Origin of the sequence: Pseudomonas fluvialis (assembly GCF_002234375.1) — a bacterium.
GTDB lineage: Bacteria > Pseudomonadota > Gammaproteobacteria > Pseudomonadales > Pseudomonadaceae > Aquipseudomonas > Aquipseudomonas fluvialis.
This window is the reverse complement of the sequence record NZ_NMQV01000005.1, coordinates 255194-275424: the sequence shown is the minus strand read 5'-3', so window position 1 is coordinate 275424 and position 20231 is coordinate 255194. Positions and strand designations below refer to the sequence as shown.

The 20231-nt window shown below is 63.0% G+C and carries 16 protein-coding genes, 1 tRNA gene and 1 pseudogene; 13 read left to right on the top strand and 5 right to left on the bottom strand.

All coding sequences use genetic code 11. The features are described from left to right. Nucleotides 1-108 precede the first annotated feature (108 nt). The 3 genes from mksF to mksB all read right to left on the bottom strand — a co-directional run bounded on the left by mksF (nucleotide 109) and on the right by mksB (nucleotide 4899). On the bottom strand, nucleotides 109-2910 hold the full coding sequence (gene mksF / locus CFY91_RS04885; protein ID WP_093985219.1) for an Mks condensin complex protein MksF: 2802 nt from the start codon (nucleotides 2908-2910) through the stop codon (nucleotides 109-111). Then, nucleotides 2907-3584, bottom strand: coding sequence for an Mks condensin complex protein MksE (gene mksE, locus CFY91_RS04880; protein ID WP_093985218.1), 678 nt, complete (start codon nucleotides 3582-3584; stop codon nucleotides 2907-2909). The genes mksF and mksE overlap by 4 nt, the downstream gene beginning before the upstream one ends. A gap of 76 nt (nucleotides 3585-3660) precedes the next feature. After that, the gene (gene mksB, locus CFY91_RS04875; protein WP_093985217.1) at nucleotides 3661-4899 is read right to left on the bottom strand and encodes an Mks condensin complex protein MksB; all 1239 of its coding nucleotides are present in this window, start codon (nucleotides 4897-4899) and stop codon (nucleotides 3661-3663) included. A gap of 254 nt (nucleotides 4900-5153) precedes the next feature. Between mksB and CFY91_RS04870 the strand changes: the two genes are divergently transcribed. The 7 genes from CFY91_RS04870 (at nucleotide 5154) to CFY91_RS04840 (ending at nucleotide 12166) form a co-directional block, all read left to right on the top strand. Next, complete coding sequence (locus CFY91_RS04870; protein ID WP_093985216.1) at nucleotides 5154-6251, top strand: carboxynorspermidine decarboxylase; 1098 nt, start codon at nucleotides 5154-5156, stop codon at nucleotides 6249-6251. Between the two features lie 24 nt (nucleotides 6252-6275). Continuing rightward, nucleotides 6276-7514: a saccharopine dehydrogenase family protein gene (locus tag CFY91_RS04865; RefSeq protein WP_093985215.1), complete on the top strand. Its 1239-nt coding sequence runs from the start codon at nucleotides 6276-6278 to the stop codon at nucleotides 7512-7514. Nucleotides 7515-7694: 180 nt separating this feature from the next. Continuing rightward, a complete protein-coding gene (locus tag CFY91_RS04860; protein WP_093985214.1) occupies nucleotides 7695-9245 on the top strand; it encodes a 2-isopropylmalate synthase in 1551 nt (516 codons plus the stop codon). Continuing rightward, nucleotides 9242-10042, top strand: coding sequence for an energy transducer TonB (locus CFY91_RS04855; RefSeq protein WP_093985213.1), 801 nt, complete (start codon nucleotides 9242-9244; stop codon nucleotides 10040-10042). The genes CFY91_RS04860 and CFY91_RS04855 overlap by 4 nt, the downstream gene beginning before the upstream one ends. Further along, a complete protein-coding gene (gene rimI, locus CFY91_RS04850; protein ID WP_093985212.1) occupies nucleotides 10026-10481 on the top strand; it encodes a ribosomal protein S18-alanine N-acetyltransferase in 456 nt (151 codons plus the stop codon). Before CFY91_RS04855 ends, rimI begins: the two co-directional genes overlap by 17 nt. Before the next feature lie 84 nt (nucleotides 10482-10565). Further along, the gene (gene can / locus CFY91_RS04845; protein WP_093985211.1) at nucleotides 10566-11213 is read left to right on the top strand and encodes a carbonate dehydratase; all 648 of its coding nucleotides are present in this window, start codon (nucleotides 10566-10568) and stop codon (nucleotides 11211-11213) included. Next, on the top strand, nucleotides 11210-12166 hold the full coding sequence (locus CFY91_RS04840) for a DMT family transporter (RefSeq protein WP_093985210.1): 957 nt from the start codon (nucleotides 11210-11212) through the stop codon (nucleotides 12164-12166). The genes can and CFY91_RS04840 overlap by 4 nt, the downstream gene beginning before the upstream one ends. On the opposite strand, the gene CFY91_RS04835 is transcribed toward CFY91_RS04840, so the two are convergent. Beyond that, nucleotides 12105-13109, bottom strand: coding sequence for an AraC family transcriptional regulator (locus CFY91_RS04835; protein ID WP_093985209.1), 1005 nt, complete (start codon nucleotides 13107-13109; stop codon nucleotides 12105-12107). The two genes, CFY91_RS04840 and CFY91_RS04835, sit on opposite strands and share 62 nt — an antisense overlap. Before the next feature lie 133 nt (nucleotides 13110-13242). Between CFY91_RS04835 and CFY91_RS04830 the strand changes: the two genes are divergently transcribed. The 5 genes and pseudogenes from CFY91_RS04830 to CFY91_RS04810 all read left to right on the top strand — a co-directional run bounded on the left by CFY91_RS04830 (nucleotide 13243) and on the right by CFY91_RS04810 (nucleotide 17591). Continuing rightward, on the top strand, nucleotides 13243-14859 hold the full coding sequence (locus tag CFY91_RS04830) for an FAD-binding dehydrogenase (protein WP_093985208.1): 1617 nt from the start codon (nucleotides 13243-13245) through the stop codon (nucleotides 14857-14859). Nucleotides 14860-14879: 20 nt separating this feature from the next. Continuing rightward, nucleotides 14880-16610 carry a thiamine pyrophosphate-binding protein gene (locus tag CFY91_RS04825; protein ID WP_093985207.1) on the top strand — a complete coding sequence of 577 codons (1731 nt, stop codon included), beginning with the start codon at nucleotides 14880-14882 and terminating at the stop codon, nucleotides 16608-16610. Nucleotides 16611-16691: 81 nt separating this feature from the next. Next, a pseudogene (locus CFY91_RS04820) lies at nucleotides 16692-16947 on the top strand (tyrosine-type recombinase/integrase); the annotation flags it as partial. Between the two features lie 48 nt (nucleotides 16948-16995). Beyond that, nucleotides 16996-17274: a type II toxin-antitoxin system RelE/ParE family toxin gene (locus CFY91_RS04815; RefSeq protein ID WP_093985206.1), complete on the top strand. Its 279-nt coding sequence runs from the start codon at nucleotides 16996-16998 to the stop codon at nucleotides 17272-17274. A gap of 11 nt (nucleotides 17275-17285) precedes the next feature. Then, a complete protein-coding gene (locus tag CFY91_RS04810; protein ID WP_093985205.1) occupies nucleotides 17286-17591 on the top strand; it encodes a HigA family addiction module antitoxin in 306 nt (101 codons plus the stop codon). A gap of 152 nt (nucleotides 17592-17743) precedes the next feature. Here CFY91_RS04810 and CFY91_RS04805 read toward each other — a convergent pair. Continuing rightward, nucleotides 17744-17820, bottom strand: a tRNA-Met gene (locus tag CFY91_RS04805). A gap of 214 nt (nucleotides 17821-18034) precedes the next feature. Between CFY91_RS04805 and nosR the strand changes: the two genes are divergently transcribed. Next, nucleotides 18035-20215: a transcriptional regulator NosR gene (gene nosR, locus CFY91_RS04800; protein ID WP_093985204.1), complete on the top strand. Its 2181-nt coding sequence runs from the start codon at nucleotides 18035-18037 to the stop codon at nucleotides 20213-20215. Nucleotides 20216-20231 lie beyond the last annotated feature (16 nt).

The window sequence follows — 20231 nt, the reverse complement described above, 5'->3', positions numbered from 1 at the left end:
CACCTTGGCATCGGGACGCATCATGGGATGAACTCCAGTGAAAACGGGAGCTCAGCATCCAATGATCTGCGGCCTATGGGCAGGTGGGGTTTATGGAGCGCTTACGTTTCAGCTGGGGCTGGGTAAGTTCTCGCGACGCTTGATGTACTTCCAGTCAGCTTCGTCGATGTAGATACCCGCAGGGCCGCTGCCGGCCTCGAGGTCAATGGCCACGTGCGCGCACACCTGCGGCTTGACCGAAGCGAGGATTGGTACGAAGCCCAGTTGCAGGCTGGTTTCAATCAGGGCCTGTTGGTTACGTTCATCAATGTCGGCTGCCTCGTCGAGATAGTAGGGCAGGCGTACCTTGCCGGCCTGCTCGCGATCCATGAGGTGCAGCAGCAGATACATATTGGTCAGTGCCTTGATGGTCATGGTCGTGCCGTTCGACGCCGCACCATCGATATCGGTATGGATGATTGGTTGTCCACCCATCTTGGTGATCTCGAAGGCCAGTTCAAACAGGTCCTTGAGGCCCAGTTGGTTGCCATTCGCCGCGACCAGGCGGGCCAGGTATTCCTTGGCTTCCTCGTTGCGCGCATCCTGATCGGCTGACTGGCTGAGGTCGAAGACCGACAGGGTTTCGCCCTCCTCGTATTGCCCGGCACTGTGAATGATCTGGTCGATGTGTCGCAGGGCTTCCTTGTTGGGAGCCAGTACGATGCGGAAACTCTCCAGGTTGGAAACCTGGCGCCGGTTGATCTCGCGGTTGAACAGCGCCAACTGGTGTTCCAGATTGTCATAGTCGCTGCGGATATTGCGCAGGGTACGGGCGATATCGGTTACTGCGGCACGTCGTGCCTTGGCCAGGGTCAGCGCTTCGTCCTGGCGGTGCTGGTAAGCATTGAGCAATAGTTGCAGGCGTCGCTCGGGATCGTCTTCGCTGTCGAACTTGGCTACGCCTTTGAGGCGCACCTGGGCATACAGCGCTTCGATCTGCCCGTCGATGCGCTGCAATGCCTGCCAGCTGTCCTGGTAGTCGTTGAGCAGCGGCAGCAGGTTGTCCAGGCTGTCATCCAGCGCGTCCAGGCAGGGCTGGCCGAAAGGCAGGCTGGCGGGTAGTAACTGGCGGCGCCGCAGGGCGTCATCCAGCGTGCGCTGTTTGGCTTCCATGTCGGCCAGCTGGCGGTTGACCAGCTGCAGTTTGGCGGCCAGTTGTTGAACGCGCTCGGTGAAGCTGTCGCTGTGCCGCTGGCATTCGTCCTGTGCTGCCTGCAACTGACTGAGTAGCTGCAGTTTGTCTTCTTCTTCAACCGCCAGTGTTTCCAGTCGACGGTAATCTTCCAGCGCCTTCTGGGCATCCAGTACGGCCTGGTAGAGCTGCTCGGCCTGAGTCTTGCTGGCCGCGCGATCGGTGGCCACGGCCTGTTGTGCCTTGAGCTGCTTGAGTTCGCGCTCCAGGCGATCCTTCTGGTCGCGCAAGGCGGCACGGTCAGCCAGTGCCTGCAGTGCCGGAGGTTCGATGCTGGACAGGTCGATGCTCAGCCCAGGGGCCTGGAAGTGCTCGCCCTTGAAGTGCGCGAGGATGGCTTCCAGTGTCGGAATCCAGGCCTCGCCCTCGGTCTGAATGCCTTTTTCACCAACCGGCAAGCTGAACAGCTGACCATTGAACAGGCGCATCAGACGATCGACATCGGCCTGCGAGAACTCTTCGCGCAGGCGTGCGTAGCTGTTGTTGTCCGCGTGATCGAACTGTTGGCGAACCGCTTTGAGGCGTTGCTGCAGGTCGCGCAGGCGTTCTTCGATGTCGCTGGTGGAAAACTGGCGGGCCTGGGCCAGCGCGCCGGCCAGTTCGTCATGCGCGTCCTTGGCCGCCAGCAACTGCTCTTCCAGTGGCCTGGCATCCTCCAGCAAGGCAAAGCGATGCTTGAGCACGGCCAGTTCGCCCAGCCAGCGTTGCAGTTCGCTGATCTCGCGCTGCAGGCGCAGTAGTTCAGCGGTGCCGTGGCGTTGTTCTTGTTGCAGGCCGTCCTGTTCGCGCTGGTAGTGTTCGGCCTGGATCAGCAGCTCTTCGCGGCGGGCACCGGCATAGTCCTGCCAACTGCCGAGCAGGTTGTCGAGCAGTGGCGACAGGCGATGCAGCCGGCCGCGCAGGATTTCACGCTGTGTCACGCCGCTGGCCAGTGCTTCGATCAGCGGCGCGGCATTGACCAGCGCCTGGTAGTCCTGCTCCATGCGGCGCACGTCGCGGAATGCCTCTTCCGTGGCGGCGATATAGTCGACGCTGCCGGAGCGCAGACTGTGCTCGAAGGCATCGAGGAACAGCTGCTTGAGCTTCGCCGCGGTAATCTCGCGCATATGCAGCAGGTTGATGAACAGTGCGCGGAAGGTCTTCAGGCTTTGTTCGCTGGTCGAGCGCAGAGGGATCAGTGTCAGGTCCAGCGGTATGCTGGTATGCCCGCCGACCAGCAGTCGGCGCAGCTCCTCGGGCTTGATTTCATAAGCCTTGAGGCCGTGCTGCTCAAGGTTGGCGAACAATTCGCGTTGGCGCAGGCAGGTACCGTCTTTCTGGTAGTGGGCCAGATCCAGTGCGCCCTGGTAGGCGAAGAACTGGTGGCCAAAGCCCCCCCCGGGGCCGCGACCGGCTACGCCGATGACATGCGGGCCGTGGGGCAGGGCGACTTCCACGAGGATGTAGCTAGTGTCTGCGGCAAAGTAGAACTTGCGCGATTGCTCCAGGCTGTACTTGCCGAAGCTCATGTCCGACATGCGGGCCAGGATGGGGAACTGCAAGGCGTTGATCGAAGCCGACTTGCCCAGGTTGTTGGCGCCGTACACCGACAACGGGTGCTCCAGCGGGAAGATCCCCAGGCTGTAGCCGGCGGTATTCAGCAGGGCAAAACGGCGAATGCCATAGCTTTCCTGGCTCATTGCAAGTCCTCCTGAGCCGCACGCTCCGCGGCGATGGCGCGGGCCAATTGCTGTTCTTCGTCGTCATCTTCAGCGGCGCTGGCGGATTCGCTGTCGTCGCCCAGCGCGGGGGTGGGCAGGGGCAGGTGGCTGTGCAGGCTGGCCGCCAGGTCGCGATCCTGCTGCACGGCCAGGCACACATCGAGAAAGCGGTGCATGGGTGCCAGGAAGCGATACACCCCCTGTTCTTCGCTGGCGAAGCCCAGCTGGGTGAGGCGGCGCATGATTTTCTCTTCCAGTTCGTCCTGGCTGGCGACTTCGGCCTGGACGAACAGGTCGCTGTATTTGTCCAGCAGGCCGGGCAGTTCATCGCGGCCCAGGCTGCCGCCATCCAGCACGCTCAGGGGATCGCGCCCCTGGTCGGCGAGGTGTTCGACGAGGATGAAGGTGAACAGTGCCAGGCGTTGCGCAGTCTTGTTGACCTGGGCGCCCATCTGTTCCGGGACGAAGTAATAGAAACCGCGGCTATCGCACACCAGCTCGAAGCCCTGTGCCTTGAACAGTGCGCGATAGGCGTCCTGCAGGGTGTTCAGCTGGGCATACAGCTCGGCATCGCGGCGGCTGATGTGGCCACCCTTGAGCAGCTCGCGGAAGATCGCCGCCAGCAGGGTCATTTCTTTGAGGTCGATGATCATGCGTGGGCCTCACAGACAGAGGGCGGTTGTGCGGGATGGCTGCCAGCACCAGCCGCTGCAAGAAAGGACAGACCGCTCATGCTTGGCGTCCTGTCAGGGCATAGGAACTCAGGCTGACCTGATGTTCGCGGGTCAGGTAGTCGCGACGTGCCAGGCGCTCGCGCTGGAAGCGGCTGTCGCGCGACAGGCGGGAAAACCAGTAGAGCAGCTCGTCGGTGGCGCCCTCGGGCACCTGATCGAGCAGCCATTGCATCAGGTCCGGCAGTGGCAGGGCCTGCTCGCAACGCTCGATCATCTCCCGCGCAGTCAGTGGCGCCCGGCTGGGCATGTGGCGACGTGTCCCGCCTGCCCGCGGGAAATGCGCCGGTTTGGCTTCAAAGCGCGCCAGCGCGTAGACATAGGCTTCCACCTGGTTGGCCGTGCCGAGGAAGATGCTTTGCGGACGGCTGAACAGCGGCAGCGCAGCTTGTGGGACGCCGTCCAGGCCCTTGCGGCGGATGGCTGCCAGGGCCAGCGCGGCGCCGCGGGTCACGGCATTGTGACGGCGCGCTTCTTCACGCAGCGGCAGGAGCAGCTCGCGGGCGCGGCGCAGCGTCAATTGCGCGGTGGTCTGCATGTCGAGAATGCGTGCGTGGGTGCGTAGCAGCAGGTCGTCATCGACCAGTTGTCCCAGGCGCTGCTGCTCGCCGAGCAGGTGCAGCAGGACCTGTTCGGCGCGTCGCACGCCCTGCTCGAACGCGCCGTCGGCTGCCACCAGCTGGATCATTGGCTCGACGTACTCGTCCCAGGTGGCCAGTACCTCGGCGTAGCGTTGGCGCAGGGGAATCTGCCGGTCCGAGGTCTTGGCACGCTCGGCCACGCCAACCAGCGCCTGCTCATCGTTGGCGAGCTTCTTCAGGACGTCACGCACACGCATGTCGAGCAGGCGTAACTGGCGGGCGAGATCCTGGCTGTCGCGTTGCGCGAAGGCCTCCTGGATATGCCCGGCCAGGCGTTCCAGGTGGCGCAGGTAGGCTTCGATTTCCAGGCACAGGCCAAGCCGGTGTTCACGGCGCAGGTAGGCGAGGAAGTCGTGAATCTGCGCGTTGAGCTCAAAGCGGTTGGGGCTCTTGGCCACGGGCACGAGGATGTCCAGGCGGATCCACTGGTCAAGCAGGGCGGTGATTTCCGCCGCATCGGCCGTGCCGCGTTGAGCGGCCAGTTGGGCGCGCAGTTCGACCAGACTGAGCGTGCCGCTGTCAAAGCGTTCGCACAGTGGGTCGAGCAGCGACCAGTGTTCGGCAAGGGCGCGTAGCACGCGCTTGGGGTCAATCATGACGGGCTGTCTGGGCTGTCCATAATGGGCGCGCATTGTACTGCAGGGACCCGCGCGGTCGTGGAAAAACTCGACAGATCGGTGCTGCCGTGGATTGTCACAATGCAGCCATGCAGACGCTACATGCTGGCCAACAAATGACGAAAGGGTCACGAATACCCTTTCGATCCTGGCCGCGCATAGGCACAATTCGCCTCCGCTTTTCGGGGTGGGGACGCGGTGCCCCAGGTGGCCGGACCAAGAGGGGCCAGAAGATGCTCAAGACGCCTTACTATCTGATCGACAAGCAGAAGCTGCTGGGCAACCTGCAGAAGATTGCCTATGTGCGCGAGCACTCCGGGGCCAAGGCCCTGCTGGCACTCAAGTGCTTTGCCACCTGGTCGGTGTTCGACCTGATGGAGCAGTACATGGACGGCACCACCTCCAGCTCGCTGTATGAGCTCAAGCTTGGCCGGCAGAAGTTCGCCGGTGAGACGCATGCCTACAGCGTGGCCTGGGCGGATGACGAAATCCCCGAGATGCTGGAAAACTGCGACAAGATCATTTTCAACACCATCAGCCAGCTGGAGCGTTTCGACGCAGCGACCGCCGGGGCCATTCGCGGCCTGCGCGTCAACCCGCAGGTAAGCAGCTCCGACTACCTGCTGGCTGACCCGGCGCGCCCGTTCAGCCGCCTCGGCGAGTGGGACCCGGTGAAGGTCGAGGCGGTGATCGGCAAGATCTCCGGCTTCATGTTCCACAACAACTGCGAGAATGGTCGTTTCGAGCTGTTCGACGAAATGCTCGGGGTGATCGAAGCGCGCTTTGGCCACCTGCTGCACCAGGTCGAGTGGGTCAGCCTGGGCGGCGGCATCCATTTCACCGGCGAAGGCTATCCGCTGGAACAGTTCTGTGCGCGACTCAAGGCGTTCTCCGAGAAGTACGCCGTGCAGGTTTACCTGGAGCCGGGCGAGGCAGCCATCACGCAGAGCGCGTCGCTGGAAGTGACAGTGCTCGACACCCTCTACAACGGCAAACACCTGGCCGTGGTGGACAGCTCGATCGAGGCGCACATGCTCGACCTGCTGATCTACCGACTGAATGCAAAGATGGCGCCTTGTGCCGGCGAGTACACCTACATGGTGTGCGGCAAGTCCTGCCTGGCCGGCGACATCTTCGGGGAGTACCAATTCGATCGTCCGCTGGCCATCGGCGATCGCCTGTCGTTCATTGATGCGGCGGGGTACACCATGGTCAAGAAAAACTGGTTTAACGGACTCAAGATGCCGGCGATCGCCGTGCGCCAGCTCGACGGCAGCGTCGAAGTGGTTCGCGAGTTTGGTTTTGACGACTACCTGCAGAGCCTGTCCTGACGGCCTGCGATTGGGGGAGCTAAATTGAAGAAAAACGTTCTGATCATCGGTGCGGGAGGTGTGGCCAAGGTTGTGGCCCATAAATGTGCACAACACAATGATGAGCTGGGCCAGATCGCCATTGCCTCGCGCAATGTCAACAAGTGCCGGGCGATCATCGACAGCGTGACGGCCAAGGGCAGCCTCAGGCAGCCGGCCGAGCTCAAGGCCTATGCCCTGAACGCGCTGGATATCGAGGCGACCAAGGCGCTGATCCGCGAGACCCACTCGCAGATCGTCATCAACGTCGGCTCGGCCTTCCTCAACATGTCGGTGCTGCGCGCCTGCATGGATACCGGTGCGGCGTATCTCGATACCGCGATCCACGAAGAACCGGGGAAAATCTGTGAAACCCCGCCGTGGTACGGCAACTACGAGTGGAAACACCTGGCCGAATGCCAGGAGAAGGGCGTCACCGCCATTCTCGGCGTGGGCTTCGATCCGGGCGTAGTCAACGCCTGGGCGGCGCTGGCGGCCAAGCAGCATTTCGATCAGATCGACTCGATCGACATCCTCGACGTCAATGCCGGCTCGCACGGCAAGTACTTCGCCACCAATTTCGACCCGGAAATCAACTTCCGCGAGTTCACCGGTCAGGTGTGGAGCTGGCAGAGCCGCCAGTGGACCAGCAACAGCATGTTCGAGGTGAAGCGGACTGATGACCTGCCGGTGGTCGGCGTGCAGAACCTGTACATGACCGGGCATGACGAGGTGCACTCGCTGTCCAAGCACCTCGATGTGCCGAACATCCGTTTCTGGATGAGCTTTGGTGATCACTACATCAACGTCTTCAGCGTGCTGAAGAACCTTGGCCTGCTCTCCGAGCAGCCGGTGAAAACCGCCGAGGGTGTCGAAGTGGTGCCGCTCAAGGTGGTCAAGGCCGTACTGCCCGATCCGGCTTCACTGGCGCCGGGCTACAGCGGCAAGACCTGCATCGCCGACCTGGTCAAAGGCCGCAAGGATGGCCAGGCGCGCGAGGTGCTGATCTACAACGTCGCCGACCACGCCGAAGCCTATGCCGAGACCGACAGTCAGGGCATTTCCTATACCGCCGGTGTGCCACCGGTCGCTGCCGCGCGGCTGATTGCCCGTGGTGACTGGGACGCCGGGCAGATGGTCAACGTCGAACAGCTACCGCCGGAGCCCTTCCTGCACCTGCTGGACGAGATGGGGCTGCCGACCCGCATCAAGGATGAACAGGGCGACCGTCCCTGGGATCAATAAGGGCGTATCCGCTCGCCAGCCATCAGCAAAAGCCCTGCGGTCCTGGTCGTGGGGCTTTTTGCTGTCTGCCACGCGCCAGCGTGCAGCTGCTCCTTCCCGCCCGCGGTATTTCACGCGACAATCACTGGTATGAGGGCCCACCCGGCAAGCGTGGGTTGAGATAGCCGTGAGGAGTTTTCCATGAGCAGCAATGATCGCGTCATCATCTTCGACACCACGTTGCGCGATGGCGAGCAGAGCCCCGGCGCGTCGATGACCAAGGAAGAAAAGCTGCGCATTGCCCGGGCCCTCGAGCGCCTGCGTGTAGATGTCATCGAGGCGGGTTTTGCGATTGCCAGTCCCGGTGATTTCGAAGCGGTCAAACTGATCGCCGACAGCATCAAGGACAGCACCGTGTGCAGCCTGTCGCGGGCTGTCGATGCCGATATCGAGCGCGCCGCCGAGGCGCTGCGCGGGGCCAATTCCGGGCGTATCCACACCTTCATTGCCACCAGCCCGATCCATATGCAGTACAAGCTGCGCATGCAGCCCGATCAGGTAGTCGAGCAGGCGGTGCGTGCGGTGAAGAAGGCGCGCAACCTGTGCAGCGACGTGGAGTTTTCCTGCGAGGACGCCGGGCGCTCGGAGATCGACTTCCTCTGCCGCATCATCGAGGCAGCCATCGATGCCGGCGCACGCACCATCAATATTCCGGACACTGTCGGCTACGCCATCCCGCACCAGTACGCCGACACCATCCGCCAGCTGCTGGAACGCATCCCCAATGCCGACCAGGCGGTGTTCTCCGTGCACTGCCACAATGACCTCGGCCTGGCCGTGGCCAACTCGCTGGCTGCGGTGGTCGCTGGTGCGCGCCAGGTCGAGTGCACCATCAACGGCCTGGGCGAGCGCGCTGGTAACGCCGCGCTGGAAGAAATCGTCATGGCCATCAAGACCCGCCAGGACCTGCTCAAGGTGCATACGCGCATCGAGACCGAGCATATCCTCGCCGCCTCGCGTCTGGTTTCCGGCATCACCGGGTTTCCGGTACAGCCGAACAAGGCCATCGTCGGCGCCAATGCCTTCGCCCACGAGTCGGGTATCCACCAGGATGGCGTGCTCAAGCACCGCGAAACCTACGAGATCATGTCGGCGCAGTCGGTGGGCTGGAACACCAACAAAATGGTCATGGGCAAGCACTCTGGACGTGCGGCGTTCCGTGCCCGCCTGGAAGAGCTGGGTATCGAGCTGGCCGGCGAGGCGGAGCTGAACGCGGCCTTTGCGCGCTTCAAGGAGCTGGCCGACAAGAAACACGAGATCTTCGACGAAGACCTGCAGGCGCTGGTCAGCGACACGCTGGCCGAGGAAGCGCCGGAGCACTTCAAGCTGGTGACCCTGGAAGTGGCCAGCAAGACCGGCGAGGTGCCCCAGGCGCAGATCGTGGTCAGCGTGGCAGGGCAGGAGCAGCGTGCCACGGCGCAGGGCTCAGGGCCGGTAGATGCCGCCTTCAAGGCCATCGAGTCGATCGCCCATTCCGAGGCCAGCCTGCAGCTCTATTCGGTCAACGCCATCACCCAGGGTACCGACTCGCAGGGTGAAGTGACGGTGCGTCTGGAGAAGGGCGGGCGCATCGTCAATGGCAACGGCGCCGACACCGATATCCTGGTGGCATCGGCCAAGGCCTACATCAATGCGCTGAACCTGATGCAGGCCGGAGCCCCCAAGGCCCATCCGCAAGCGGCTGACGTGTGATCGAAGAAAGCCGTCGTCGTGCCTACCTGAGCGCCATGCAGGTCGACTGCTGGCTGCCGCGCCTGTTGCTGCCGTTTGCCGCGCCCTCGCGCCCGGACTGCCTGGCCGAAGTGGTTGCCGCACCCAGCCTGACGCCGCCGCGCCCGGCCAGTGCCGCGCCCGCGCCGAGCGCAGTGCCGGCCGAGCCGGCGTTGCCCGGAGAAGTACTGGCGCGCCTGCCATTGCGGCGTCCGGCGCCCGTTGCCCGTGCGCCACTGGAAACCCCGGATAGTCCGCCCGAGGTGCCGGTCGAGCCCGTCGCCCGTCCGGTTACTCCGCGTTTTACCCTGCAGTTGTACCGCGCCGGCGCTTGCCTGCTGCTGGTTGAATTGCCGACCGGTGAGCCGTTTCAGCGGCGCGATCCCTCCTACCTGCTGCTCAAGGACCTGCTGCGCGCTGCCGGTCTGCCGGACAGCCCGCAACTGCTTGGCGAACCGCTGCGCTGGCCGTTGCTCAATAGCCGTGATTTCGACCAGGGCCCGCAGGCGGCGCGTGCGGTGATCGAGGACCTGCTGTACGCCCAGCGCGAGCGTGGCGAGCAGTGGGCCTGCCTGTGGTTGCTCGGCCTGCCGGCACTGCGCTATGCCGCGGGAGCGGATAGCCAGGATTACCTGCGCGAGCTGGACCTGGCGCAGCTGGGGCGTGCCTGGGCGCTGCCGGGGCTGGAGTTGCTGATCGACGAACCGCAGCGCAAGGCTGCGCTGTGGCAGGCCATGCAGGGTGTGCAGGCGCGCTGGAGGGATGATGAGCCAGGTTGAATTTAGCCCCATGCAGGCCGCCGATCTGGATACGGTGGTGGCCATCGAACAGGCGGCCTTCTCGCATCCCTGGTCGCGTGCCCTGTTTGCCGACGCGCTGAACAGTTACCAGTGCTGGGTGATGCGTGTGGACGGCGAGCAGGTCGGCCATGCGGTGTTGCAGATGATCCTCGATGAGGCGCACCTGCTGAATATCACCGTGGCGCCGGCCTGGCAGGGGCGTGGCCTGGGGTTGCGGCTGTTGCAGCAGATCATGCAGGAGGCCGGGCGCCAGGGAGCATGCGAGTGTTTCCTGGAGGTGCGCGCGAGTAATCAGCAGGCCTACCGGTTGTACGAGCGCTATGGCTTCAATGAAGTCGGCCGGCGTCGTGACTACTACCCGGCCGCCCAGGGCGGGCGCGAGGATGCTCTGCTGATGGTTTGCACCCTGCTCGACTGATGCGCCACTGTGACCCTTGCCGGGGCAGGCCAGTCCAACCGGGCCACGCACTGAGAATGACAGCCCCGCCGGGAGAGCTGACGGATGAATGAGCTGCAACACCTGTTCGACAACAATGCACGCTGGGCCGAAGCGATCAAGGAGGAGGACCCGCAGTTCTTCGCCAAGCTGGCCCAGCAACAGCTGCCGGAATACCTGTGGATTGGCTGTTCGGATGCCCGCGTGCCGGCCAACGAGATCGTCGGCTTGCTGCCGGGTGATCTGTTCGTGCACCGCAACGTCGCCAACGTGGTGCTGCATACCGATCTCAACTGCCTGTCGGTGATCCAGTACGCGGTGGACGTGCTCAAGGTCAAACATATCCTGGTGACCGGTCACTACGGTTGCGGCGGTGTGCGGGCGGCGATGCAGGACACCCAGTTCGGCCTGATCGATGGCTGGCTGCGCAGCATTCGCGATCTCTGCTACGAGCAGCGCGAGCACCTGGCGCAGTTCGCCTGCGAGGAGGAACGTGTCGACCGGCTGTGTGAGCTCAACGTGATCCAGCAGGTGGCCAATGTCAGCCATACCAGCATCGTGCAGAACGCCTGGCATCGCGGCCAGTCGCTGGCCGTGCATGGCTGCATCTACGGTATCCGCGATGGTCGCTGGAAGAACCTGAATGTCACGGTCAGCAGCCTGGAGCAGGTGCCGCCACAATATCGCCTGCGCTCGCCTGTTCGTGTGACATGACCCGCCCGCTGCTGTGGGCCTGGCTGGGTCTGGCCCTGGCCAGCCTGTGCTGGGCGGGCAATGCCCTGGTAGCTCGTGCCTTTGCCGGGGATATTCCGCCGTTCAGCCTGGGTTTCTGGCGTTGGGCGCTGGCCCTGGGCTTGTTGTTGCCGCTGGCTGGAGCCTCGCTGTGGCGACATCGTCAGCTGCTGCGCCGCGCGGGCTGGCGCCTGTGGCTGGCCGCGCTGCTGGCCATCACCACCTTCAACAGCCTGCTGTACAGCGCCGCGCATAGCACGGCGGCGATCAATATCACCCTGCTGAGTACCTGTTTGCCGCTGGCGACCTTTCTCATGGCCGGCCTGTTGCTCGGCGAGTGGCCGCCGCGGCGTGCCTGGTTGGGGTTGTTACTGGCGTTCGCCGGGTTGCTCTGGCTGCTTTCGCGGGGGCAGTTGAGCTTGCTCTGGCAGTTGTCCTTCAGTCGCGGTGATCTGCTCATGCTGCTGGCCACCCTCGACTGGGCGCTTTACTCGGTGCTGCTGCGCCGCTGGCAAGGCTATTTCCAGGTGCCGCCGCTGACCCTGCTGACGGCCCTGGTGCTGCTCGGCCTGCCATTGCAGGCGCCGCTCTACCTGTATGAGTTGAGCCAGGGGCTGCGTTTCGCGCCAAGCTCGGGCAACCTGCTGGCGATTGCCTACACCGCCGCCTGTGCCTCGGTGCTCGCCTACTTCCTGTGGAACCAGGGCGTGCGTGTGCTGGGCGCTGCACGTGCGGCGATGAGCAATTACCTGATGCCGGTGTTTGCCGCGCTGCTCGGCAGCCTGTGGCTGGATGAGCAGCTGCAGCATTACCACTGGAGTGGGGCGGCGCTGATTTTCAGTGGCCTGCTGCTGGCCGGGCGCGGTACAGGCTTCAATGCGCCGCGCGTGCCGCCAGCCGCCACGGTTGGGGCGCCTGGCCGCTCCAGCGTTTGAACGCGCGGGAAAACGCAGTCTCGTCGGCATAGCCGAGGTGCAGGGCCAGGTCGGTGATCGACTGGTTGGATTGACGCAACTGCTGCCGTGCTTCGGCATAGCGCACTTCATCGAGCAGCCGGCGAAAGTTCAGGCCCTGCGCGTGCAGCGCCTGTTGCAGGCTGCGTGGGTGCTTGTCGAGCAGACGGGCAACCACCGGCAGGCTGGCTTCGCCAGTGGAGAGAATCGACTGCAGGACGAAGCGAATCCGTGTGGCCAGGTCATCGACCAGTTGATGACGCTGGGCATATTGCTGCAGCAGATGGGATTTCAGCTGCTGACGTTGCTCCAGAGGTCGCAGGGTGGCGGTCGCCGGATCGGCGACCAGCGCAGTGAGCGGTTGCTCGAACAGCACCGGGCAGTTGAAAAAGCGCTGGTAGTCGCTCGGCTGCCCCTGGCAGGCGTGGCGGATGAGAAGCTGGCGCAGTTGCCACTGCTCGCCAAACAGGCTCTGCATGGAACGATGCACCACGCCCAGACCCAGTTCGAGCAGCTGCCGCTGGTCGACGTTTTCCTGCAATTGCAGGCGGTATTCCACCTGCAGATGCTGGCGGTCCAGCCTGGCCTGCAGAGCTATGCCCTGGGCGTGCAGGTGCACGTACTGCTGGGTGAGCTTGAGGACATCGGCAAAACTCTCGGCCTGGGCGAGCAGCAGGCCGAAGGGGCCTAGCACCAGGTAGTCGTGGTATTCGCTGAGTTGCAGGCCGAAGCTCGGGCATTCGGCCTGTGCCGCGGCGAGGCTGAGAACCTGGGCGAAGCGCGCATAGGGCAGGTAAAGATCCTGGCGACGCAGCAGCAGTGGGTCGAGCTGGCACTGTTGCAGCAGCGCATGGGGATTCAGCCCATGTTGTCGACACAGGCTGTCGAAACCGATGAATACGGCACTGCGGGCTATCTGGGTCATCGCGGCGTGTGGCTCGGCGTGCGGTGCTCCAGCGTGCCTGTGTATTCGTAAAATGTCAGCCTTTGCTTCGTAAAATGTCAGGCTGCATGACGGTTCTCTGCCTATTCTCTGCGCAGCAACAGGAGAAGCGGTCATGTCGAGTAAGCAATACCACTGTGACACCCTGGTTATCGGTGCCGGCCTGGCCGGTATTGCCACGGCCCTGGAGTTGCTGGATCTGGGGCGTAGCGTGCTGTTGGTGGATGGCGCGCCGCGCAGTCAGTGCGGTGGGCAGGCCAATGATGCCTTTGGCGGATTGCTGCTGTGCGACACCCCGGAGCAGCGGCGCAACGGCGTACATGACTCGCCGCAGTTGTTGCTGGATGACTGGCTGCGCAGCGCTGCTTTTGCCGAGGAAGACCTGTGGGGGCAGCGCTGGGCGGCGGCCTACGCCGAGCGCAACCGGGCGGACATCTACGACTGGCTGCGTGCGCGGGGCATTAGCTTCTTTCCGGCGGTGCAGTGGGTGGAACGGGGCAATCACGGCGATGGCAATTCGTTGCCGCGCTATCACGTGGCCTGGGGCTGTGGACGTGGCATTGTCCAGCCGCTGGTGCGGCAGCTCTTCGAACACTCCGCGGCTGAGCGCCTGCGCAGCCTGTTCGAACACCGCGTGGAGCGCCTGCTGCAACACAACGGGGCGATTGTCGGCTGCCAGGGGCGCGGCCCGGACGGTGACTTCAGCCTGGCGGCCGAGCAGGTAGTGTTGTGCAGTGGCGGCATCAACGGCAACCTAGAACTGGTGCGGCGTCACTGGGACCCGCTCTACGGACCCTGCCCGGACAACCTGCTCAACGGTACCGATCCGCGTGCCGACGGTGCTTTGCATGGCGAAGTGCAGCGCCTGGGCGGCCAGGTAGTGCGGCTGGGGCAGATGTGGAACTACGCCGCCGGCATTGCCCACCCGCAACCGCGCTTCCCGGCGCATGGCATCAGTCTGATCCCGGCACGTTCGGCGCTCTGGCTGGATGCCAGTGGCCGGCGCATCGGCCCGCAGCCGCTGGTGACCGGCTTCGATACCCATGACCTGTGCAAACGGATTGGCCATCTGCCCGGGCAGTACGGTTGGCAACTGCTCAATTGGCGGATTGCCATCAAGGAACTGGCGGTGTCCGGTACCGATGCCAATCCGTTGTTCCGTGACCGCAAGCTGTTGCGTCTGCTCTGGCAGACCCTGACGGGCAATCAGGCGCTGGTGCGCGAGTTGATCGACACCTGTGCGGATGTGCTGGCCGCCGACAGCCTGGAGGCGCTGGCTGCACAGATGGCCGAGCTGGCCGGCGATGGGCGACTGGACCTGGCGGCCATGCGTACCGATATCCAGCGCTACGATGCCATGCTGGCGCGGGGCCCGGCGCTGCACAATGATGAACAGTTGCGCCGCCTGCAGCAGTTGCGGCAATGGCGCAGTGACCGCCTGCGTACTTGCCGCTTCCAGGCGATCCTCGATCCCAAGGCCGGACCGCTGATCGCCATCCGTACCCGGCTGATCAGCCGCAAGAGCATGGGTGGCATGCTGACCGACCTGCAGTCGCGGGTGCTCGATGCCCAGGGCCAGCCAATCCGCGGGCTGTATGCCGCTGGCGAGGCCGCGGGGTTTGGCGGCGGTGGCATCAGCGGTATCCGTTCGCTGGAAGGCACCTTTCTCTCCAACTGCATCTTCAACGGCCGGCGAGCGGCGCAAGCCATCGCCAACCGTCCGACACAATAATGACAAGCGAGGACCGACCCATGAAGAAAACCGGCGCAGCACTGGCGCGCTTTGCCCTGGAGCAACTGGGCGTCAGCCACACCTTCGGCATTCCGGGGGTGCACAACACTGAGCTGTATGACGAGCTGAACGCCTCGCCACACATCCAGCCGGTGCTGGTCGCCCACGAGTGCGGGGCGGCCTTCATGGCCGACGCCTTCAGCCGCACCGGGCAGCGTATCGGCACGCTGGTGATCGTCCCGGCAGCCGGGGTGACGCATGCCGCCAGCGGCATCGGTGAGGCGGGGCTGGATGGCATTCCCATGCTGATCATTTCCGGCGGTATTCATAGCGAGAATGGCCGGCAGTACCAGTTGCACGATATCGACCAGCATGCCCTGCTCAAGCCGATCACCAAGGCGACCTTTCGCATTCTCAGCCATGCCGAGGTGATTCCCACGCTATACGAGGCCTACCGCATCGCCACAGGTGGCGAACCGGGGCCGGTGTTTGTCGAACTGCCCTACAACATCGGCAATTTCCTCGGCGAGGTCGAGGACATGCCGTTGTTCCAGCCTGCGCCTCCAGCTGCGACGGCCGACCAGCAGACCCTCCGCGAGATGGCCCGGCAACTGGTTGCGGCGCGTCATCCCGGGTTGTTTCTCGGCTGGGGGGCAATGGCTGCCCAGCGCGAACTGATCGAGCTGGCCGAATGGCTGGGCGCGCCGGTCTGCACCACCCTGCAGGGCTTGAGTGCGTTCCCGGCCAATCATCCCCTGCATGTCGGCATGGGCTTCGGCGCCTATGCCGTACCCGCTGCCGAGCAGGCCTTCGCGGCATGTGACTGCCTGCTGGCGGTGGGCACCCGCTTCTCGGAAATCCCCACCGGCAGTTACAGCATGCCGGTGCCGGAACAGTTGCTGCACATCGACATCAACCCGCAGGTGTTCAATGCCAACTTCCCCGCCAGCCTGTGCCTGGCAGGTGATGCTGCGCTGATTATTCCCGCCCTGCTCGGTGAAGTGCGCGCGCTGCTCGGCCAGCCGCGCAGCAGCAGCCTGCCGGCGCAGATTGCCCGTGACAAGGCCGCCTACCTGCAGCAGTGGCTGCAGCACGACAGCGGCAGCCGGGTCAATCCGGCCGTGTTCTGTCAGGCCCTGCGCGCACAGCTGGCCGACGATGCGCTGGTGGTGGCCGATGATGGCAATCACACCTTCCTGCTTGCCGAGCTGCTGCCCATCCACGGTCCGCGCGGTTTCATTTCGCCCAGTGACTTCAATGCGATGGGCTACTGCGTGCCGGCCGTCATCGGTGCCAAGCTGGCCAATCCGCAGCGGCAGGTGGTCGGGGTGGTGGGCGATGGCGCGTTGCGCATGACCGGACTGGAGCTGGTCACCGCCAGTAGTCTGCAGCTAGGCGTGCCGCTGTTTGTGTTCAACGACGGCGAGCTGTCGCAGATCGCCCAGGCTCAGGAAATTCCCTACAACCGCAAGACCTGCACGGTGCTCAAGCCGCTCAACCTGGCCGCACTGGCCGAAGCCACCGGTGCGGCCTTCCTGAGTATCGAAAGCAATGCCGAGTGTGCCGCCGGTATCGCTCAGGCCATGCAGCTGGCCGAGGCCGGGCAGCCGGTTCTGGTGGATGTGCGCATCGACTACAGCAAGCGCACGCGCTTTACCGAAGGCGTGGTCAAGGCCACCCTCAAGCGCTTCACGCCGCGCGATAAGGTACGGGTGATCGGCCGCGCACTGTGGCGCCGCGTGACCGGCTAGACCGAGGTACAGCCACCCCGTCACGGCAGGGTGACGGGGTGGCTGAGCAGGTTCCTGCCGGCCAATAAAAAGGGGCCTGCCTTGTGCTGCCGCTCGGCATTCCGCAGTGCCTACCAGCGTTGCGGCTTTGATACTCCGGGGCAGATGACCCACATTCTTCGGCATACCTTCGCCAGCCATTACCTGATGGCCGGAGGCGACATTCTCGGCCTGCAGCGGATCCTGGGGCATTCCTCAATCACCATGCCCCATGCGTTACGCGCACCTGTCGGCTGATCACTTGGAGTCTGCATTGCGCTTATCTCCGCGTGCTCAGATTGGCAGCGTGACAGCTTGAGTGGGGCGGTGTATGGTCATATTAACGCTTAACGTTAAGGATTAAAGCGTGAGCCTGAGTTTCAGATGTGCAGAAACCCAGGCTCTGTTCGAGTCAGGGAGTTCAAGGCGCTGGGCTAACGTGCTTAACGTGGCCACGCGGAAACTGACGATGCTGAATGCGGCTGTTGAACTGCGGGGTCTGCGCTCGCCATCGGGTAACTGGCTGGAGCAGTTGCAGGGTGATCGCGCTGGCCAACATAGCATCAGGGTTAATGATCAATGGCGGATCTGCTTTGTTTGGACTGACTCGGGTCCAAGCCAAGTAGAAATAGTCGACTACCACTGAGGAGGTGGAACATGGCAATCAACGGCATGCGCCCCGTCCACCCTGGTGAAGTGCTGCGCGAAGAGTTCCTTGAGCCGCTGGGAATTACCCCGGCTGCATTGGCTCGCGCTCTGCATGTGTCGGCTCCGACCATCAATGACATTGTGCGGGAGCGTCGGGGGATCACTGCCGATACGGCGATTCGCCTGGGCCGTTACTTCGACACGTCCGCGCAGTTCTGGATGAATCTGCAGACGGAATACGCCCTGGCGACTACGTATGCGGTGGCCGGCGAAGAGATCGAGCATGAGATCGAACCGCTGCGGGCAGTCGGCTAGCAGCAATCGCCCTGGGGCCTGTTAGCGTCAACGGTTCAAGCTGAGATCGGCGCTGAAGGCCTTGGGCGACGATGTAGGCAAGGGGTAGTCACTTTGTAGTCACTACCCCAGAAAGCACAAAGGCCTACCCGAAGGTAAGCCTTTGTTTTGTATGGTAGCAACGAGTGGACTTGAACCACCGACCCCAGCATTATGAATGCCGTGCTCTAACCAACTGAGCTACGTTGCCATTTGTGGCGCGCATTATTCTCTTGCTCTTGTGCGCTGTCAACCTTGGCGGGCAAATTTTTTTCTTTGTGCATTCAGTCGCTTAGCGATGCTCATTGAGAGCGCATAGTGGGTGCGGTATAGCGCCGCACAAACTCTTTCTTGACCAGGGTCAAGGGCAGTCTAAGGTTAGTCGGTAACCATGCACGCATCTTAACGGGCAAGTCAGAATTCTCATGTTCAGCCACGGGCGAGTCGGTACAGGGTTGCAGCTATCCATAAGATGGCTGTTGGTGTGGGGGCTGGTGCTGGCGGGGATGCAGCAGGCCCTTGCGGATCCACCGGGCGCGCTAGAGCGTGAGCGCATGCTGGTTGCCTTCCCGGCGCTGACCAGTATCTCCGAGCCTGCGGGCGAGTTTGCCGTACGTACCCTCAAGGCTGGGGAGGACGTACTGGGCTACGCCTTTCAGAGTAAGTCGGTGATCGATTTGCCGGCTTATTCGGGTAAGCCGATCAATATGCAGGTGGTGCTGGATCCTCAGGGGATCATCCAGGATGCCTATGTGCTTGAGCACCATGAGCCGATCCTGTTGACCGGTATTCCCGAGTCGAAACTGCATGAGTTCTCTGCCAAGTACACCGGCATCGGTGTTAACCAGCGCGTGGTGGTGGGGCGTTCCAGTGATCCCAATGCAGTGACTGTGGATGCGGTGACGGGGGCCACGGTGACGGTCATGGTACTCAGCGAGACCGTGATGCGTGCCGCGCATAAAGTGGCAGTGTCGCTGGGACTGGTCGAGGCGCATGCCGCGATCAAGAGTAAGCCGGCCACGATTCGCCAGGCTGTCTACAGCCCCAGCGATTGGACAACCCTGACCGGCAATGGGGCGATTCGCCGGCTGCTGCTGACCCGTGGGCAGATCGACCAGGCCTTTGTTGGCAGTGAGGCCGAAGGTATTGATGAAGCAAGTGCCGAGCAGAAAGATGACACCTTCATCGATCTGTATGTGGCGCATCTCAATGCTCCGACCATCGGGCGCAATCTGCTTGGCGACAGCCAGTACGACTACCTGATGGGGCAGTTGAAAGAGGGTGAGCAGGCCATCGCGGTACTTGGCAATGGGCTGTATTCCTTCAAGGGCTCGGGTTATGTGCGTGGTGGGATTTTCGACCGCGTACAACTGCGCCAGTTTGGTGACCTGATCAGCTTCCGCGATCTCGATTTTCAGCGCCTGGATGATGTCTATCTGGACGGCATGCCGGCGTTTGCCGAGAAAGCGATTTTCATCGTGCGCAACCAGTATGCCTTCGATCCGGGGTCGGACTGGACGCTGGAGCTGTTGGTGCGTCGCCAGACCGGTCCTGTGGATGGCGTGTTCACCAGCTTCGAGATGTCCTACCAGATCCCTGAGGACTATATCGAGCGGCCACTGCCTACGGCTGAAGAACTGGCAGCCATCGAGGAGGCCAATCGGCCGATGTGGGTGAACATCTGGTATGCCAAGAGCTTCCAGGTGGCCGTGCTGGGCGCGGCATTGTTGCTGCTGATGGCCATTTTGTTCCTGCAGGATCGTTTTACCCGCTATCCGGCTTTCCTGCACTGGTTGCGCCGAGGCTATCTGATGTTCACCGTGGTGTTCATTGGCTGGTATGCCCTGGGGCAGCTGTCGGTGGTCAATGTGCTGACCTTCGTGCATGCGGTGATGCAGGACTTCCGCTGGGAGCTGTTCCTCAGTGACCCGGTGATCTTCATGCTCTGGGTGTTCACCGCAGGGAGCATCCTGCTCTGGGGGCGTGGCGTGTTCTGTGGCTGGCTATGCCCGTTCGGTGCCTTGCAGGAGCTGATCAACGAGGCTGCACGCAAGCTGAAGATTCGTCAGTACGAGCTGCCCTTCGCCGTACATGAGCGCTTGTGGGCGGTGAAGTACATCATCCTGCTGTTGCTGTTCGGCCTCTCACTGGAGTCGCTGGCCACGGCCGAGCGTTACGCCGAGGTCGAGCCCTTCAAGACCGCGATTACCCTGAAGTTCGGCCGTGAGTGGTGGTTCGTGGCCTACGCCGTGCTGCTCCTGGTGATCAATATCTTCACCCGCAAGGTGTACTGCCGCTATATCTGCCCGCTGGGGGCGGCCTTGGCCATACCGACCAAGCTACGCCTGTTCGACTGGCTGAAACGCCGCAAGGAGTGCGGTCAGCCTTGCCAGCTGTGCGCCAATGAATGCGAGATCCAGGCCATCCACCCGGATGGACGGATCAATGCCAACGAGTGCCACTACTGTCTGGATTGCCAGATGACGTACCACAACGAGCACAAGTGTCCCCCGCTTATCGCCCAGCAGAAGAAGCGAAAGCGCGACAAGGCGGCCCCGGCCGACCCGCAGCTGATCCCGGTAGTCGAGATGGATCCGCGCACTTAATAACGAGAAAGAAAAA

What these genes read in the sequence shown, in the direction of transcription:
- can (WP_093985211.1), top strand. Translation starts at nt 10,566, where the DNA reads ATGAATGAGCTGCAACACCTGTTCGACAACAATGCACGCTGGGCCGAA.
- CFY91_RS04835 (WP_093985209.1), bottom strand. Translation starts at nt 13,109, where the DNA reads ATGACCCAGATAGCCCGCAGTGCCGTATTCATCGGTTTCGACAGCCTG.
- CFY91_RS04870 (WP_093985216.1), top strand. Translation starts at nt 5,154, where the DNA reads ATGCTCAAGACGCCTTACTATCTGATCGACAAGCAGAAGCTGCTGGGC.
- mksE (WP_093985218.1), bottom strand. Translation starts at nt 3,584, where the DNA reads ATGATCATCGACCTCAAAGAAATGACCCTGCTGGCGGCGATCTTCCGC.
- CFY91_RS04830 (WP_093985208.1), top strand. Translation starts at nt 13,243, where the DNA reads ATGTCGAGTAAGCAATACCACTGTGACACCCTGGTTATCGGTGCCGGC.
- CFY91_RS04840 (WP_093985210.1), top strand. Translation starts at nt 11,210, where the DNA reads ATGACCCGCCCGCTGCTGTGGGCCTGGCTGGGTCTGGCCCTGGCCAGC.
- CFY91_RS04825 (WP_093985207.1), top strand. Translation starts at nt 14,880, where the DNA reads ATGAAGAAAACCGGCGCAGCACTGGCGCGCTTTGCCCTGGAGCAACTG.
- mksB (WP_093985217.1), bottom strand. Translation starts at nt 4,899, where the DNA reads ATGATTGACCCCAAGCGCGTGCTACGCGCCCTTGCCGAACACTGGTCG.
- mksF (WP_093985219.1), bottom strand. Translation starts at nt 2,910, where the DNA reads ATGAGCCAGGAAAGCTATGGCATTCGCCGTTTTGCCCTGCTGAATACC.
- CFY91_RS04810 (WP_093985205.1), top strand. Translation starts at nt 17,286, where the DNA reads ATGGCAATCAACGGCATGCGCCCCGTCCACCCTGGTGAAGTGCTGCGC.
- nosR (WP_093985204.1), top strand. Translation starts at nt 18,035, where the DNA reads ATGTTCAGCCACGGGCGAGTCGGTACAGGGTTGCAGCTATCCATAAGA.
- CFY91_RS04860 (WP_093985214.1), top strand. Translation starts at nt 7,695, where the DNA reads ATGAGCAGCAATGATCGCGTCATCATCTTCGACACCACGTTGCGCGAT.
- rimI (WP_093985212.1), top strand. Translation starts at nt 10,026, where the DNA reads ATGATGAGCCAGGTTGAATTTAGCCCCATGCAGGCCGCCGATCTGGAT.